The 16,398-nt window shown below is 45.9% G+C and carries 18 protein-coding genes; 8 read left to right on the top strand and 10 right to left on the bottom strand.

Going from position 1 to position 16,398, the window contains the following annotated elements:
• Positions 1–15: 15 nt before the first annotated feature.
• From KCO92_RS00275 to bamD, 10 genes are all read right to left on the bottom strand, one after another.
• Positions 16–735, bottom strand: a complete 720-nt coding sequence (locus KCO92_RS00275) for a hypothetical protein (RefSeq protein ID WP_104695032.1) — start codon at positions 733–735, stop codon at positions 16–18.
• Between the two features lie 40 nt (positions 736–775).
• Positions 776–1,915, bottom strand: coding sequence for a methyl-accepting chemotaxis protein (locus KCO92_RS00270; RefSeq protein WP_104695033.1), 1,140 nt, complete (start codon positions 1,913–1,915; stop codon positions 776–778).
• Between the two features lie 9 nt (positions 1,916–1,924).
• On the bottom strand, positions 1,925–2,416 hold the full coding sequence (locus KCO92_RS00265; protein ID WP_104695034.1) for a PAS domain-containing protein: 492 nt from the start codon (positions 2,414–2,416) through the stop codon (positions 1,925–1,927).
• 77 nt (positions 2,417–2,493) lie between these two features.
• The gene (lhgO, locus tag KCO92_RS00260; protein ID WP_104695035.1) at positions 2,494–3,696 is read right to left on the bottom strand and encodes an L-2-hydroxyglutarate oxidase; all 1,203 of its coding nucleotides are present in this window, start codon (positions 3,694–3,696) and stop codon (positions 2,494–2,496) included.
• A gap of 3 nt (positions 3,697–3,699) precedes the next feature.
• Positions 3,700–4,659 (bottom strand): glutarate dioxygenase GlaH, encoded by a 960-nt coding sequence (gene glaH, locus KCO92_RS00255; protein ID WP_104695036.1) that lies wholly within the window; start codon positions 4,657–4,659, stop codon positions 3,700–3,702.
• 182 nt (positions 4,660–4,841) lie between these two features.
• Positions 4,842–5,606, bottom strand: coding sequence for a UDP-N-acetylmuramate dehydrogenase (locus KCO92_RS00250; RefSeq protein WP_104695037.1), 765 nt, complete (start codon positions 5,604–5,606; stop codon positions 4,842–4,844).
• Positions 5,607–5,873, bottom strand: a complete 267-nt coding sequence (gene fliQ, locus KCO92_RS00245; protein WP_013469567.1) for a flagellar biosynthesis protein FliQ — start codon at positions 5,871–5,873, stop codon at positions 5,607–5,609.
• A gap of 8 nt (positions 5,874–5,881) precedes the next feature.
• Positions 5,882–6,715 (bottom strand): prephenate dehydrogenase, encoded by an 834-nt coding sequence (locus KCO92_RS00240; protein ID WP_104695038.1) that lies wholly within the window; start codon positions 6,713–6,715, stop codon positions 5,882–5,884.
• Entirely contained in the window at positions 6,715–9,141 is a 2,427-nt protein-coding gene (lon, locus tag KCO92_RS00235) for an endopeptidase La (protein ID WP_199766149.1), read from the bottom strand. Before lon ends, KCO92_RS00240 begins: the two co-directional genes overlap by 1 nt.
• A gap of 8 nt (positions 9,142–9,149) precedes the next feature.
• Positions 9,150–9,791 carry an outer membrane protein assembly factor BamD gene (gene bamD, locus KCO92_RS00230; RefSeq protein WP_104695040.1) on the bottom strand — a complete coding sequence of 214 codons (642 nt, stop codon included), beginning with the start codon at positions 9,789–9,791 and terminating at the stop codon, positions 9,150–9,152.
• Positions 9,792–9,913: 122 nt separating this feature from the next.
• Here bamD and fliW point away from each other — a divergent pair, with 122 nt between their 5' ends.
• From fliW to KCO92_RS00190, 8 genes are all read left to right on the top strand, one after another.
• Positions 9,914–10,312, top strand: coding sequence for a flagellar assembly protein FliW (gene fliW, locus KCO92_RS00225; protein WP_104695041.1), 399 nt, complete (start codon positions 9,914–9,916; stop codon positions 10,310–10,312).
• Entirely contained in the window at positions 10,309–11,133 is an 825-nt protein-coding gene (gene proC / locus KCO92_RS00220; RefSeq protein WP_233709779.1) for a pyrroline-5-carboxylate reductase, read from the top strand. The genes fliW and proC overlap by 4 nt, the downstream gene beginning before the upstream one ends.
• 3 nt (positions 11,134–11,136) lie before the next feature.
• Positions 11,137–11,817, top strand: coding sequence for a F0F1 ATP synthase subunit A (locus KCO92_RS00215; RefSeq protein WP_104695042.1), 681 nt, complete (start codon positions 11,137–11,139; stop codon positions 11,815–11,817).
• A gap of 3 nt (positions 11,818–11,820) precedes the next feature.
• The gene (locus KCO92_RS00210; protein WP_104695043.1) at positions 11,821–12,042 is read left to right on the top strand and encodes a hypothetical protein; all 222 of its coding nucleotides are present in this window, start codon (positions 11,821–11,823) and stop codon (positions 12,040–12,042) included.
• Positions 12,039–12,614 (top strand): thiamine phosphate synthase, encoded by a 576-nt coding sequence (locus KCO92_RS00205; protein WP_104695044.1) that lies wholly within the window; start codon positions 12,039–12,041, stop codon positions 12,612–12,614. Before KCO92_RS00210 ends, KCO92_RS00205 begins: the two co-directional genes overlap by 4 nt.
• 89 nt (positions 12,615–12,703) lie before the next feature.
• Positions 12,704–12,937: a hypothetical protein gene (locus tag KCO92_RS00200; protein ID WP_104695045.1), complete on the top strand. Its 234-nt coding sequence runs from the start codon at positions 12,704–12,706 to the stop codon at positions 12,935–12,937.
• 9 nt (positions 12,938–12,946) lie between these two features.
• Complete coding sequence (locus tag KCO92_RS00195) at positions 12,947–14,572, top strand: outer membrane protein (protein ID WP_210647440.1); 1,626 nt, start codon at positions 12,947–12,949, stop codon at positions 14,570–14,572.
• 85 nt (positions 14,573–14,657) lie between these two features.
• Positions 14,658–16,307, top strand: coding sequence for an L-lactate permease (locus tag KCO92_RS00190; RefSeq protein WP_104695046.1), 1,650 nt, complete (start codon positions 14,658–14,660; stop codon positions 16,305–16,307).
• Positions 16,308–16,398: the final 91 nt, after the last annotated feature.

The following is a 16,398-nucleotide window of genomic DNA, read 5'->3' as shown; positions in this document are numbered from 1 at the left end:
CCGGCGATCAAACCTTTAAAAACAACGCAGAGTAAGTTTAGCGCTCAAGCTAAGTTGCATGCGGCGTGGCGCACTCTCATGGGCTAGAGCAAAACGGGTGAAGTTATCTTCAGCAGAGTAAAAGCTGAGGTCTCTGATGAGGCATTGCTTACCTAAAGTCTTTGCAAAGAGATCGCGCTCTTGTTGCGCTTTATTTAAGAGCAAAGTTTGCAGACCGGCACGATCTTTTGCGTCGACTCGCAGGTGCAGGGCGGGTGTGTTGAGCACAAAAAAAGTGTTTTCTGCAGCAATCCTAGCGATCTGATCGCGCAATTTTTCATAGGCTCCTGCCTTTGTCACATCAAACTCGCAAGCCATACCAGCATACAGCCGATAGCCTGACAATGCCTGTTTGTGCTCGACAAAATTATAACTAGGACGCAAGCTATAACTGGTCTCTTGACATAACTTGCTCTCCTTGGCCAAAAGGTTGATCTGCTTGAAGGCATTTTTAATGCTCTCTTCTTGTTCAACGCTCAAATTCTGTGCATTCAACAGCGCGCTCCCACTGCTAAAAAGCAACTGCACGCTGTAAGCTTTGGGAGTAACCTGTTGGCTTTCTTTAAGCTCTAAGTTGATCTGACTAGCCGGAGCTCTAACGCTATGCCTTCCCAACACGAAACGCTCAAATGCCAACCCCCCGATGAACAATCCCAGGGTTACAATCACAGCCACCGCCAATTTCACATATTTCATACGCGTCCTTTTTATACCATTCTAACATGTCTATGAAGTTCTAGGGAACTTCTATGGCATCTAAGGTCTGCAGGCGCGTCACCATAGTATTCACTTCTCCAAGATTGTAATGGTCTTTGAGGCTGTCCAAAATTTCGTGAATGAGCACCAAACTTTCCGATCCCAAAGCTTTTTCCAGCTCAATATTGTCTTTACTATTGGTAACCACACTTCGGTAGACATTCATTTTTAACACAATCCACTCGATATGGCGCATGATGTGCTCTAGCCCACTCTCCAGCTCTTTGGATTTATCCAAACTCTCATGGCTATTATCCACAAAGGTTTTGAGCACTTTTAGAAATTCCTCAAAGTGCTGTTGGATGCCTGAGCTCAGAGAACTCACTTCGCTAAATTCCTTGCCCAACTTGACAATATCCTCTTGAAAGTGACTAAAGCTCGCCTTAATACTGCTCACTTCCTTGGTCACTTTTTCAGCTAATTTGCGGATTTCATCAGCCACGACGGCAAACCCGCGCCCGTGCTCCCCGCTTCTAGCCGCTTCAATGGCTGCATTTAGGGACAATAAATTGGTCTGATCAGCGATGTCGCTGATCACATTAGTAACCTGCATGACAAAGTCCATCTTATTGCGTAAATCATCCATGACCACATTCACATTATTGCAATTATCACTGAAATGTGCCAAATCTGCACGAATGGTTTCAATTTGCTTCTGACTTGTCAAAGAGTTTTCTTCAATGTGTTGCACCAACTCTTTGTTTTGTGCAGACTGCTTGACTTTATCATCAAGCTTGGCGAGCACATCCCTGATTCCCTTAGCTCCCCCGTCCATGTTCGCTAATTTCGACACAATCTCGCTATTGTTAATTGCCGTGATTCCTTTAACATGAGTCTCTACATGCTGTGCGTACTGCTTAAACACCCCACGATAACCTTCATGGAAAATATTGCGATAATCCCTACCTTCGTGCGCTGCTTTGACGCAGGCATCCATTTCTCTAAACACCGATTCGATTTGATCAAGCAAATCATTGAGGCCATGCGCGATCGCTGCATAAGGGCTTTTTTCATCAATTTCTGTAATGCGGTGCTCCAAGTGACCATCGCGCACAGCCATCACACAATCTGCGATTTTTCGCAGAGAATCATCCTTCTTCGCTGTCAACCAACCCAGCATATACGCTCCCTATAGTCGTTGTAATCTATTGACCCAAGCATGGTAGTCACAGCCCTCTTCTTGCAGAGTATCTTCCAAGAGCGTTGTGCTCGCTTGTATCCCTCCACGCTTTTCCGCATCTAACAAATTTTTATACAAGGCACTTACAATACTCACAGCTTTCCTATTAGGTGCACGGCGCACGGAGTAATAGCCCACCACCATACCATTGGCATCCACGGACACCGTCACATTTGCAAAAACCCAGTAGAAATCTCCGTTGAAAGTTTTATTCTTGACATAGGCAAAAATTTCCTGTTTCTGCTTGATAGCCCCCCACATCATCTTGAAGATTAACTTAGGCATGTCAGGATGGCGCACCACATTGTGTGGCTTGTGTAACAAATCCTTTTCTCCATTTCCTCCTACAATGTCTATAAAAGGTTTGTTAGCGTAGGTGATCACACCTTTGGTGTTGGTTTTAGTCACCAAAAAGTAATTCTTATCTACAAACTTCTCCATCAACACTCCCTAGGGCTCATTCTAAGACACTTATAACAAATCTCGTCAAATATATCGTATACTGCCTCAAAAAAATATCACGCTAAAAGATTTTCCAGTTGTTGCACAATGTGACGGCCAATGGGCAATGCCGAAGTGGCTGCTGGGCTAGGGGCATTGCATACATTTACACTGCGTTCCGTATTGCAGAAGAGAAAATCTTCAATGAGCTCCCCCTCATTGCTCACCGCTTGCGCACGCACTCCAGCTGGGTGGGGTTGCAAATCCTCTAAGCGCAAAGAGGGGCAATATTTTTGCACCAAAGATAGATAACTCTTCTTACAAAAGGAGTGCTTGAGCTCTAAGAGACCCGCACTGAAATATTTGGCAATTACCTTTCTCACCCCTCTATGCATGATCATCTCTTTCAAATCCTGCAAACCCACATCACTCTTTAAATATCCCTCTCTTTTAAAGGCCAACACTGCATTAGGGCCAACGGTTACACTCCCATCAATCATCTTTGTCAAATGCACTCCTAAAAAAGGCATACTCGGATCGGGAATGGGATAGATTAAGTGCTTGACGATTTGATTATGCTGACTAATAAGCTTGAAATACTCTCCTCTAAAGGGACAAATGGTGAAATCTGGCACAATGCCCAACATGCGCACTAAGCGATCGCTATGCAGACCACAACACGAAATGAGATAATTACTCTCGAATACCCCATTTGATGTGCTGATCTTAACCCCTCTAGCGTGCTCGCTAAGACCCACCACTTGGGCATTGTAAATGACCTCTCCACCTCTCTCTTTAAAGCACCTGGCCATTGTCTGTGTAACTTCTACATAGCTTACAATACCACTTGTAGGAAAAAATATGCCTCCCAAACCCACGATGTTTTTTTCCATTTCTCTGAGCTCTTGGGCATCTAAGCACACTCTCTCTAATCCGTTCTCTTTTGTGCGCTCCAAGAGGTCCTGCATTCTACGCATCTCTAATTCATCACTAGCTACCAATAACTTGCCACATTCTTCGTAAGGGATGGCGTGATTGGCGCAAAACTCTTTAGTCGCCCTATTGCCTTCGTAGCAAAAACGGGCTTTGAGCGTGCCAGGGGTGTAGTATACGCCGGCATGGATCACGCCACTATTGCGCCCTGTTTGGTGCATGGCACTTTGGGATTCCTTTTCCAAGAGCACTACCTTGAAGTCGGGGTATCTCTCCAGCAACTGCATCGCGACAGAGTGCCCCAAGATTCCCCCCCCCACGATGGCGCAATCGTAAATCACAGCCATGCTTTAGAAGTTTTTAAAGTCTTTATAGCGGCTGAAAGGATTGGTGCTAAAAGAAAAGTAGCCTCTTTGACGCATCAACTCCCGCCGCAAATTTGGATGCGCCTGAAACCTATCCCGCCCGTGTAACCAAAAAAGGTTGTTGATGAGTAAGAACTGCCCCACTGGGACCGGAAAAGATAACTTAGCCTTGGAGTTTTCCAAGGAATCGCCCAAGTCAGCCAAATACACGCCCTCCTCGTAATCTTTGGGCTGTGCAAACTGATCGATGTAGAGCATGACGGGGTTGGCATGGCTATCGGCTTCAAAGACGGGATGATAAACATCGCTGGTAACATTCTTGCTAGGAGGCGCAGACCAGCGCATCACTCTCTTAGCCAAATGGTGATTGTAGAATTTGTCTAGCTCCTCCCAATCATCTAGGTGTAGAAGTTGCGAATCTCCCCCCTCCATGTTTTGTTCGTCAATCTTATACATCAACACATAGTCGGTCACCTCGTTGACGAAAGTCCCGTCGTTGTGTAATTCCAAAGGCCTATCAGGCTTTCTCAGATAGCTATCTGAATTGTCGGTGTTGAGCACGGCCCAACGGGCGTAGAACTGCCCGGTCATCAAGTCAAAATTAGAGCGTCCAATCAGATGCACAAAAGCCGTGGCAATTTTGACCATTTCATCGCCCTGTTCAACACGATCAACTCCCTGTGGGTTGACCAATAACGCACCCGTGTTGCGATCCCCCAGAGATTTTTCTAAGAAAGGTTTGAGTTTGTGCTCGCAAAGCGCGTCTAAAATTTGCGCTACCCTGAAACGCAAGAAGGATTTATATTCCAAAGCTTGCACGGGATACACTGCAATTTCTTCGAGGAATTTCTCGATAGTGTCTTGGCTTAAAGTAACTTGTAAGAGCCGTTGGGAATAAGAAGTGGGTTCTACGCTAAAAGCTTTTGTTTCTATATGATAGGCCATCTACTCTCCTTTATATTAGACTAAAATTTTTGAGGCTCCAGCCAACGATCCACAACACCCTGAAAGAACGCGGATAGTGGCTAGTACCTACATCGTAATAATTGCAAATTTTGTTAAGATATTGGCAAGAATCGAATGATGATTTGAGATCTCTTGTTACTTGTGTAGACTTTTTGGAACTTTTAAGTGAGAATACATACCTCCTCTTGTAATAAAATCCCAAAAGATTCAAAAACCTGTTCTTTAGCTAGGGCAATCAAATCTAGGGCTTCCTCAAAGTGCGCGCCCCCTATATTGATGAGAAAATTGGCATGCGCACTAGAAAAGCCCACCCGTCCCAAGCTAAACCCCTTAAGCCCCGCCGCCTCTAATAGCCTGCCGGCAAAATCCCCGGGCGGGTTTTTAAAACAGCTCCCAAAACTGGGCTTCTTGGGGTGGTAGGCGCGCATTTGTTTACATTCTTGTAAAATCCCTTCTCTAAAACCACGCTTCTTTTGCAAGCGTACCCCAAAGACCACGCCCTCAAACGCACTAGTACGATACGCCAAACCTAACGCTTCTGTGTCCACCCATGTCCCATTGATATTGGCTTGTAACACGACATCGCTCATTTGGTGGGCTTTCATCCCTGCATTCATCTTAAGCAATCCGCCCACACTTCCAGGCAACGCGCTTAAAAATTCTAGTCCTCCTAAATTGTGATCTCTAAAATAGCCAAAGAGTTTTTGCGCGCTCGTCCTCGCCCCCACCTCTACAAAACTTCCCATATCCTCTATATAGTCAAAGCAACGATCTAGAATCGCTAGATTGCGCGCATGGGGGGAAACTAAGAGATTATTGCCCAAGCCTACCATCTGCACCTCATAGCTCCCGCAAGCGCGCAACAACGCCACCTCCACTCTGCCCCCGATTTTCACACTGGAATATTTAGAAAAATCCAAGACCATTTAAGATACGAGTTTAGGAATCAATTTAAACAGCATGCTGGTGTAATCTAAAAGCATGTTAAGCATCCAAGGCATGGTAATTACAATCACGGCGATCACAGCCAAGATTTTAGGCACAAAGGATAGGGTCATCTCGTTAATTTGCGTGGTTGCCTGAAAAATGCTCACCAAGAGCCCCACCACCAAACCCACCAAGAGCACGGGCAAAGAGATCATTAAGGTGATCTTATAAGTTTCAATGGCAAGTTTCATGAGCTGGGCTTCCATGCGCGTCCTCACATGAATTCTTGTAGGCGGTTAGCTTGTTGCATCCACGCTCGGAGTTTGTCCCACTCCTGGGCTTCCAGCCAGCCCTTCACCTGCTGTATCTCTGCAATAAAGAGCTCCAAGGCCTCCAAAATATGCCCCTGATTTTGCACAAAAATCCCCCGCCACATGTCAGGGGAACTCTTAGAAAGTCTGCTCATGTCCCTAAACCCTCCAGCGGCTAAAGAGAGAATATTTTGCGGGCTCTCTTGGGCTAAAACCACATTGGCTAAAGCATAACTAATCGCATGGGGCAAGTGGCTTACAAAGGCGACATGACGATCATGCTCTGATGCGCCCATTTTGACCATCTGCATGCCAATGGCGCTAAAGAGCTCCTTAGCGCGTTGTAGGTGGAGGGGCGCGCTTCTGTCGCTATCCACCAACACCACAATTTTATGTTTATACAAATCTTTCAGGGCAGCTTTGGGACCATGAAATTCTGTGCCACACATTGGGTGGGTTGCGACCACTTGGGGGCGGATGGCTTGGGGAATGGCACGAATCATCTGCATTTTTGCTCCACCTAACTCGATGATAGTGCTCGTGGGCGCAGGTTTGAGGTGGGTTAAAATCTCAATCATACCCTCTATGGGAGTGGCCAAAATGATGAGATCGCACTCTTGAATTTGAGCCAGTTCTACACACTCCTCCACAAGTCCCAAACTCAAGGCCATTTGGGCGTGTACGGGGTTACGATCAAAGCCCACAAGGCTTCTAATCCCTAACTGGGTGCGTACTTCCTGCAAGGCTAACCCCATTGAACCTCCCATCAAACCTAACCCAATAATGCCAAGACGCATTAAGGCACCAAGGCTATTTCTAGCACATCTTCAATATGGCACACGGCTTTAATTTCCATATTTTCTTGCACTTCCTGAGGAATGTCTTTTAAATCTCGTTGGTAGTTTTTTTCGGGGATTAAAGCAGTCTTAATGCCTGCCTTGAAACTGGCAATGAGTTTTTCTTTTAACCCACCAATGGGCAAAACCCGCCCACTTAAAGTGAGCTCGCCCGTCATTGCCACATCTGCACGCACCTTCTTATCACATAGAATAGAGGCAATGCTCGTGGCCATCGTAATCCCCGCACTAGGACCATCTTTGGGGGTAGCCCCCTCTGGCACATGCAGGTGGATGTCGTAAAGATTGTAAATCTTGCCCTCTTTACTCTTTTTCTTTTTGGGAGTGAGTGCGTCTTCATCGATGAGCACTTTCACCACAGAGTGGGCGATTTGGGCAGACTCCTTCATCACCTCACCTAAGCTTCCAGTAAGCTTTAAAGTCCCTTTGCCCTTGAGTTTGATTGCCTCGATTTTGAGCACATCTCCGCCTACACTCGTCCATGCCAGACCATTGACGATTCCCAAAGCGTCCTTTTGATCGATCGGATCGATTTCAAAGACAATTTTGTCTAAGAAAGCAGGGATATTCTGGGGAGTGATGTGGATTTTGCGGCTGGGACGGCCTCGTTTACGCACGCCTATTTGGTCTTCAGAAGAGCTTTTAGGAGCTTTTTCCTCTTGATCGTGCAGGATTTTCTTAGCACATTTACGCATGATAGTCGCAATGGAGCGTCTAAGCCCACGCACCCCTGCCTCGCGGGTGTATTTTTCAATGATGAGTTTCACTGCTTCGGGAGCAAACACGACCTCAGCAGGTTTGAGGGCGTGCTTTTTGAGCTCCTGAGGGATGAGGTAATTGAGCGCGATTTGTTCCTTTTCTTGGGGGGTGTAGCTAGATACACTGATAAATTCCATGCGATCCCTCAAGGGTGGGGGAATGGTTGCTGTGTCGTTGGCAGTGGCGATGAAGATGATCTTAGAAAGGTCAATGTTAAAGTTAGTGTAGTAATCTCTAAAACTGGTGTTTTGTTCAGGATCAAGGATTTCTAAAAGTGCGCTGGCGGGATCGCCACGCATGCTTTTATCCACCTTATCGATCTCATCAAGCACCATCACGCAATCCATTTTCTTAGCCTCAATCAAGCCCTGCACGATGCGCCCGGGCATAGAACCTAAATAAGTGCGCCGATGTCCCCTTAACTCGTTGACATCCTCTAATCCTCCTAGAGCAATGCGCACAAGCGGACGGCTAATTGCCTTAGCAATGGAGTTAGCTAAGCTGGTTTTACCTACTCCAGGAGGACCATAAAAACATAGAATTGTGCCCTTAGTTTCTTTATTCTCCTGTTTGCGCAAGCGCATTAACTCCATTGTGGCGAAATACTCGACAATACGCTCTTTAGGCTTTTCTAAGCTATAGTGGTCGACATCGAGTTGTTTTTCGACATCCTTAATAGAGAGCTGTTTTTCGCTATATTGCCCAAAGGGAATATCTAACACCCATTCGATGTAATTTTGTAAAATTCCTACATCTGAGCTATCCTGGTGGATACGGCTTAAACGCTCAATCTGCTTCTTGATCTCCTTGTGGATTTCTTGCGTGATGAAAGGTTCAATCGCCTTGAGCTTTTGGGTATATTCTTGGATTTCCTCATCGCGCTGCTTATCAATGCCCAATTCCTTTTGAATCTGTTTGAGCTGCTCCTTGAGGAAGTATTCCTTATTTACCTGCTCCATTTTGCTATGGACCTTGCTCTTGATCTCTTTTTGCAATTTCTGGGTTTTGATTTCTTCCATCACCAAATCGATGAGGTCCAAGAGTCTTTCTTCGGTGTTGTCGTTGGCAAAGAGTTTATAGGATTGCTCTTTTTTGAGGCGCAACGCGGAAGCGATCAGGTCAACTATGCGGTTAGGATCGCTATTATCATCAATGGCGCGCAAGAGATCGGGGGGGAAAAACTGGCTAATATTAGCTAGATTACCCACTTTTTCTTTGAGAATCTCTAAAATGGCGTGGGTCTTATCGTGATCGTAATCCTTGTAGGTAATCACCTCCACCATAGCCTCTAACGGATCATGCGATTGAATGTTCAAAACCCTACCCTTGCAAATCCCTTGAAAGAGGATTTTCATGCGGTTATCAGGTAACACTACCTTGCGCACAATGCTCCCAATCACACCTACATCGTAGAACTTTTCTGTCCCACTATCTGTCCCATTTTTGGCACAACTCACGAAAATCAGATCGTTTTTATCCTGAGTAGCCTTATTGGCTGCCTTGATATTGGCTTCGCTATTGATAAAAATGGGCGCGATCATGAAGGGATACATAAAATTCTCTTCATCGACAATCACGGGCACTACACTTGGAAATTTTTCTGTCATTTTGTCCCTTACCAGTTAAATATCGCTACATACCAAGGCATATAGGATTTCTTGGGATGAGTCTCTTTTTCTAATACTTCGTCCACGCGCTCTAAATAACGCTTTACTCCTTCTTTCTGGTGGCGTTTTTTGTAAACATTGGCGATGGCGCGATTTAATTCGTTTTGCCCTAGAATGAATTTGACCTGCATATACTCCACCTGGTTGATAAAGCGACTATTAGGGTATTTGTCTACAAAGTCATTGAGCATGCCAATAGTGTTAGACATAAACTCCTGATCCTTGCTGTGGTTTTTAAAGGAGTAATAACGCGCCTGAAGCTTGAGGTATTTGAGGTAGTCGATATTATCCTCATTGCCAAATCGCTTGATATACTCATCAAAATAGTATTCTGCCAAAACGAACTCTTTTTTCTTTAAATGCGCCTGTCCTAGAGCAAGCATGGCTATAGGCACAAGGGGCGAATTGATGTGTTCGCTCTGCAGGGAAGAGTAGTAATTGTCTGCAGTTTCTAGATTCATGAACAAAATTTCGCGCAAAATCCCTTTATACCAAAAGATTGCTGGGCGGTTGTAAATTGCATCCTTGCCTTTCTTGGCACAACCTAGCCACAGCACCGCACACGCTAACGAGAGCCACAACACACGCATACAGATTCCTTATTCTCTAAAACTCTCATTATACCAAAAAACCCACTCACTAAGCCCTAGAATTGATTTTTAGAGTGGATTGTAGTAAAATCAGGACTTTTACATTATGCGCAAGGGCTGGAATGTTGTTTAGTGTCAAATCCCCCATTTTAGGGTTTGAGCAGGTCTCTAAAATGGAGCTAGAAAAAATTGATGAGATTTTTATGCGCTTGCGCAACGCTGATGACATCGCCCCCACCTTTACTTTAGTCAATCCCTTTGCCCTACGCAATTATGAATTTAATATTCCCATTGCCCTGCAGGTTTTGCTCAACCTCGATCAGGCCCAAAATATTTTGATTGCCAATATCATGGTTATTCAAAACCCCCTCAAAGAATCCACGATTAATTTTCTAGCCCCTTTAGTATTTAACTTCGATCACCAACTCATGGCGCAAGTGGTGCTGGATAGCTCCCAATATCCCCACTATCATATCTCTGAAAAGATTGCTAACTTTTACCAAGAGCAGGAGTGTCCATGAAAACGCGCTTGCTCATTGTTGGCTATGGGCGCATGGCGCAGGCCATGTTGAAGGGCTTTGCCCAAAACGCCCATAAATTAGAGAGTTATCAAATCCAAATCACGGGGCGTAATCCCAACAAAGTCCACGATTTCTTAAAATCTTTGCCCCTTGAGATGGAAACTTTGCCCCCATCGCACACACTTGATATAGATAATGCAAATGTGCTCTTAGCTGTGAAACCTTATGCTTTGGGGAATTTCTCCTACAAGGGAAGGGCGTGCATGGTGTTGAGTGTCTTGGCAGGGGTTGGCGTAGACACACTAAAAGAACATCTTGAAAGTAGTGTATATGTGCGTTGCATGCCCAATATTGCCGCTCAACACCACCTTTCTGCGACCAGTATGTATGTAGATTTCTCATGTTTGTTGAAGATGCCCCATGAAAGCGAGCATATCAAACAGCAAGCCCACACCCTTTTAGAGTGCCTAGGGAGTGTGGTGGAGGTGGCTCAAGAGAATCTTATCGATGCCTCGCTGGCCACAAGTGGGAGCTCTCTAGCCTTTTTAAGCATGGTAGCCCAAGCCCTAGTGAGTGCGGGCGTGCGAGAGGGGCTAAGTGTAGATCAGGCCTCAAGCTTGGTTAAGCAAAGCTTTAAAGGATTTGCTAAACTCTTAGAAGAGCAGAGTCCTCAAGAGATCATCGATAGCATTTGCACCCCCGGGGGTGCAACCATCACGGGTTTGAGCGTGCTCGAAGAGAAGGCTTTTAAAGGCATTTTAATGCAGGCATGCCATGCAGCTGTGCGCAAAGGGCGCACCAAATCTAAATCTGAGGAGTAGGACATGGAGCATCGGTTATTTACTTTTGCAGGATTATTGAGTTCAGATCATAGCTTTATCATTGGGTTTTACACGATCGTGTGTGCGCTTGCCACTCTCTTGATTGGCAAGATTGCCGCGAGTAAATTGCAAATGGTGCCTTTCGGCTTGCAGAATGTCTATGAAGCCACTATCGAAGGGATTTTACATGTAGCTAAAGATGTCATTGGAGAGGAATTAGCCCGTAAATATTTCCCCTTAGCGGGCACAATTGCGCTTTTTGTCTTTTATTGCAACATGATTGGAATTATTCCAGGATTTGAAGCCCCTACGGCTAACTGGAGTTTTACTCTCGTATTGGCTCTCATTGTCTTTTTCTACTACCATTTTGAGGGTATTCGCACCCAAGGTCTGATCAAGTACTTTAGCCATTTTCTAGGGCCTGTGAAGTGGCTCATCCCCATTATGTTGCCTGTGGAAATTGTCTCTCACCTCTCTAGGATTATCTCGCTCTCTTTCCGTCTCTTTGGGAATATCAAGGGAGATGATATGTTCTTGCTCATCATGCTCTTGCTCGTGCCATGGGTTATCCCCATTGCTCCCTTTATGGTGCTCTTTTTTATGGGTATCTTGCAGGCTTTTGTATTCATGATCTTGACCTATGTCTACTTGGCAGGTGCAGTTCTTGTAGATGAAGATCATTAGTCAATGAAAAAAGCCACTCTCATCGCCTTTTTAGATTTTTTCGCAGGTCTCTTCGCGGGGATTGCGCTTGCCTGCGGAGGACTGAGTATTTTTATCTTCAGGGAGTTGGGTCTGATGGTGGCGATTTTCTTTGCTCTTTTTGTTTTTGGCCTCTTTGCTTTCTTTGCCCTACTCTCCAAGTCCATCGCCGCCTTGCTGAAAGATAGTGTGCGCGAGCGTATTTGAACTTAGAATCTTATTGTATCACCCCATCCTTTTTTAGCACGCTTAATCCTTGGGATTTTAAGATCGCTCTATCGCGTATCTTGCGCACGCATCACCCCACTCGTGCGTGTTTGCGCGCCACTCACGCCAGTGATACCTTACTAGCTTGTTTTGTCTCTACTTGCCAAGAATTTGGCGTTATCACTTATCTCAACTTAGCACATTTACAAATAAGCATCCAAAAGGCCCTAGAACATGGGTTTATGGGAGTGCATGCTAAGGGGTCGGCGCTAGGCGAGCTAAAAATCATCCCTCCCACGCTCTCAAGTTTTTATAGCGCACATGGTGTTTCAGAGGTGCAAGAAGCCCTAGAGGAAGGCGCGCATTTTATCACTCTGAGCCCCATTTTTTCCACCCCCAACAAACCCCCTCCTTTGGGCTTAGACTACTTTAAAACCCTCAGCCTTGCGCTCAAATCCCATGTCTTTGCCTTGGGTGGAATCACCTCTCAAAACAGAGAGTTGTTAGACAATCTCAATATTAGAGGTTTTGCGGGTATCCAATATTTTTTGAATACAATACAAACTACTTAAAATATTTAAACTTTCTTGTTTTTATCTAATACATGATAAAATAAGCTGCTGGGTTTACTTAGCAACTTACACAAATATAAAGGAGTTTCATGCGATTTTTACAATTAGCTTTAATCACAGCAATTCTAGGTTATGGCTCGTTTTTAGGAGCAGAAAACAATGGTTTTTATGGAGCTGTGGGCTTCCAATACTCTAACATCACGCAGAGCACACAGAATAAAGCCCCCGAGCTCATCAAACAAGCCCCACTTTTTAATGTGCGAAATGCCACACCCCTGATCTTACAAAATCCCCAAGTCCCCCAAAATAAAGCGGGGAGCTAAGGGAGCGCCATGTCTTCTTACAAACACTTCGCGTTCAGTTTAAGCACAGCTCTTAGCGCGCCCTTTTTAAACGCCGATGTCCCGGATGTGGATAAGGATGGTTTTCAGCGTACCGATGTAATCTACTGCTGCACTCCAGATGGGAAATCTTTTCCCAAACCCCCCATTTGGGCACGCCCAGATTTTAACCCCACGCCCAATAAACCCAATGTGCAAAAGCCCCAAAAAACCCCCACATTTCTGCCCCAAAATCCCAGCACTCAAAACACCCCCAAGCCTCCAATCATCCAAGTTCCTAAGCCTCAAAACCCCATGCCCCCCAGCGTGCAAACGCCCTCAAATCCTAACACCACAGCTACAGCCCCCCAGCCCAATACAGGAGGAAATGCCGCACAAGGGAAAGTCCCGCACAATCCTAGTGCACAAGGAAAAATGCCACCCCAACAACCCAGCATAGGGAACAAGGGCGCAGGGGACAATAGTGCCCAAAACACAGGCCCACAAACGGGCAATAGCGCCCCCTCTCTCGCTTCTAAAACCTACCTACAGGCTTTGATAGATGGGGACAGCGTGCAGGGAGCTGTAGGGGGCTATCAAGCCGATCAAGAAAACACTCTACAAGTCAACACCCGCGCGCTTTTAACCCTTGTGAAAAACAGCGGTGCAGATGACGCTGCGGCGGTGAGCTCTTTGGTGGCTGGGACAAACAAATTCTTTAGCGAGGTATCAGGCAATCCTAATATCACTCAAAACCTCAAAGACACATTCAAGGGCTTTTATAGCTTGGCCTCCACCACAAGCCATGATGTAGCCGGTCTACAGGCTAATTTAAGCCAACTCATCGCGCAAGTGGAGCAGTTACAACGGAGCTTGCTCAACACTCTTGCGACCACTGCCATCCATGCTCAAAGACCAGATGGCTTGCTCGCCTCAACACCCCCAGAGAATCTAAGTCCGCAAAGCCGGCAAGCTAAGGGCAAAGCGATTCAAGACTTAGGTACACTATTAGCCTATCTACAAGCCACACAAAGCAAGCTCAAGACCTATGCCAGCAACAACCCCAGCTTGCTTGCGCTCTCATCTGTTGCCACTACTCTGAGCACCATGCGGAGTGGTCAGGTCAATGGAAATTTGTATGGAGTGAACGCTCAACTGGGCTATAAACAATTCTTTGGTAAGAAAAAACGCGTAGGGTTGCGTTATTATGGAAGTTTTAGCTACCAATACGGCGCACTCATAGGTAGCACGCCTTTGAGCAATGTTGTCTATGGCGCAGGGATGGATGCGCTCTATAACTTCTATGAAAGTGCTAAGGGGCACTACACCACGGGGGTGTTCGTGGGCTTTATGTTGGCGGGTAGCACTTGGCTTCTCAAAAACGCCCACGCCTACCAAACCCTTGCCCGCTTCATGAAAGATCAGAACTGGCAGGTAAGCCAGCACACTACCTATTTTCAAATCCCCTTAAATATTGGCTTTCGAAGTAATCTGAGCAAACACCACGGCTTTGAAGTGGGTCTGCGCATTCCCCTATTGATGGACAGCTATCTTAAAGGTACAAGAGGTGAACAGAGTCTTGATATTAGCTACAAGCGCAATGTGTCCGTCTTTGTGAATTATGTTTACAGTCTCTAGGGAAGTGTCGCTCTAAGGGGGGCGCTCGCCCCCCTCCCCCCTGAACCCCATGCTATACTTAGGGTAATTTCTCTAGGAGTATTGTATGTGGCACCAGACTTATGCCCCTATAGGGGGTAGTATATGGTTGAGCGCACTGGTAGCGGTTTTGCCTATTGCGCTGTTTTTTGTCTCCTTGATCGTGTTCAAGCTCAAAGGATATGTCGCGGCATTTTTGAGTGTAGCACTCTCCGTGCTGATTGCGCTCACGATCTACAAAATGCCAGTAATGATGGTGGGCGCTAGTTTTGTCTATGGCTTCTTATATGGTCTCTGGCCCATCGCATGGATTATTATCGCCGCCATCTTCCTCTACAAGCTCAGCGTAAAATCTGGATATTTTGAGATTCTCAAGGAAAGTGTGCAATCCATCACCCCTGATCATCGCATTCTGGTGATCTTGGTAGGCTTTTGTTTTGGGGCATTCTTAGAGGGAGCTATTGGTTTTGGGGGACCTGTGGCGATCACGGCAGCTATTTTAGTGGGTTTGGGTCTCACGCCTCTTTATGCGGCCGGGTTATGTTTAATTGCTAACACCGCACCAGTGGCCTTTGGAGCGGTGGGCATCCCCATCACGGCAATGGCTGGAGCAGTGGGTGTGCCAGCCACAGCGATTTCGGCCATGACGGGCAAAGTGTTATGGCTGGTGAGTTTAGGGATGCCTTTTTTCATCGTCTTTTTGATGGATGGCATGCGCGGGATTAGAGAAACTTTCCCAGCCGTGCTTGTCGCTGCTGGGAGTTTTGCGATCACGCAATATTTTAGCTCTAATCATTTAGGCCCTGAATTACCTGACATTTTATCAGCCGTGGTTTCTTTGGTGCTCACCGGGATATTCTTGAAATTTTGGCAACCCAAGCACATTTTTAGAAGTGATGGCAAACCAGTGCAACCCACAACCCAACAACACCATATTTGCAAAGTCTTTGTAGCGTGGGCTCCATTTTTGATCTTGATTATAGCCATCATCGTTTGGACTCAACCCTGGTTTAAATCCCTTTTTGCCAAGGGTGGACCCCTTGCCTTTTCTAGTTTTTACTTTGAATTTGAAAGCATTAGCCATAAAATTTTTAAAAGCACGCCCTTTGTGATAGAGGGTAAAAGCGCGGATTTTGGTGTCATCTACAAACTTCCTCTCCTTAACACTGTAGGCACAGCAATTTTTGTGGCCGGCATCCTAAGTATTTTTGTGCTGCGCGTTAAGGTGAGCGAGGCTGTGCATGTCTTTGGCGATACGCTTAAAGAGATGCGTTATCCCATTCTCACCATTGGTTTGGTGCTCAGTTTTGCTTTCGTTTCTAATTACAGCGGAATCTCCGCCACCATGGCCTTAGCACTCACTCACACCGGTCCGGCCTTTACTTTCTTCTCTCCCCTCATTGGCTGGGTAGGAGTTTTCCTGACAGGGAGCGATACGAGTTCTAACTTACTCTTTGGCTCTCTGCAACAACTCACAGCCCATCACCTTAAAATTCCCGAAGTGTTGACCCTCACTGCTAATACTGTAGGTGGAACCTTGGGCAAGATGATCAGTCCTCAGAGCATTGCCATCGCCTGCGCAGCGGTGGGACTAACGGGCAAGGAATCCGATCTCTTCAAATTCACGGTTAAATACTCCATTCTCTTTATCGTTCTTATGGGAATTGCCATTAGCGTTATCGCCTACATGTTTCCCCAAATTGTGCCCCATGTTTGAGGATAACTAAGGCATTGTTTTCTGCTTGTTATGAGCTAGGAGGGCTTTAACGAGAAGCTTAAGGGTTTTGAGCTAGAATGGATTCCTACAA

Source organism: Helicobacter salomonis, assembly GCF_017979425.1.
Taxonomy (GTDB): Bacteria; Campylobacterota; Campylobacteria; order Campylobacterales; family Helicobacteraceae; genus Helicobacter; species Helicobacter salomonis.
This window is presented reverse-complemented; position numbering and strand designations above follow the sequence as displayed.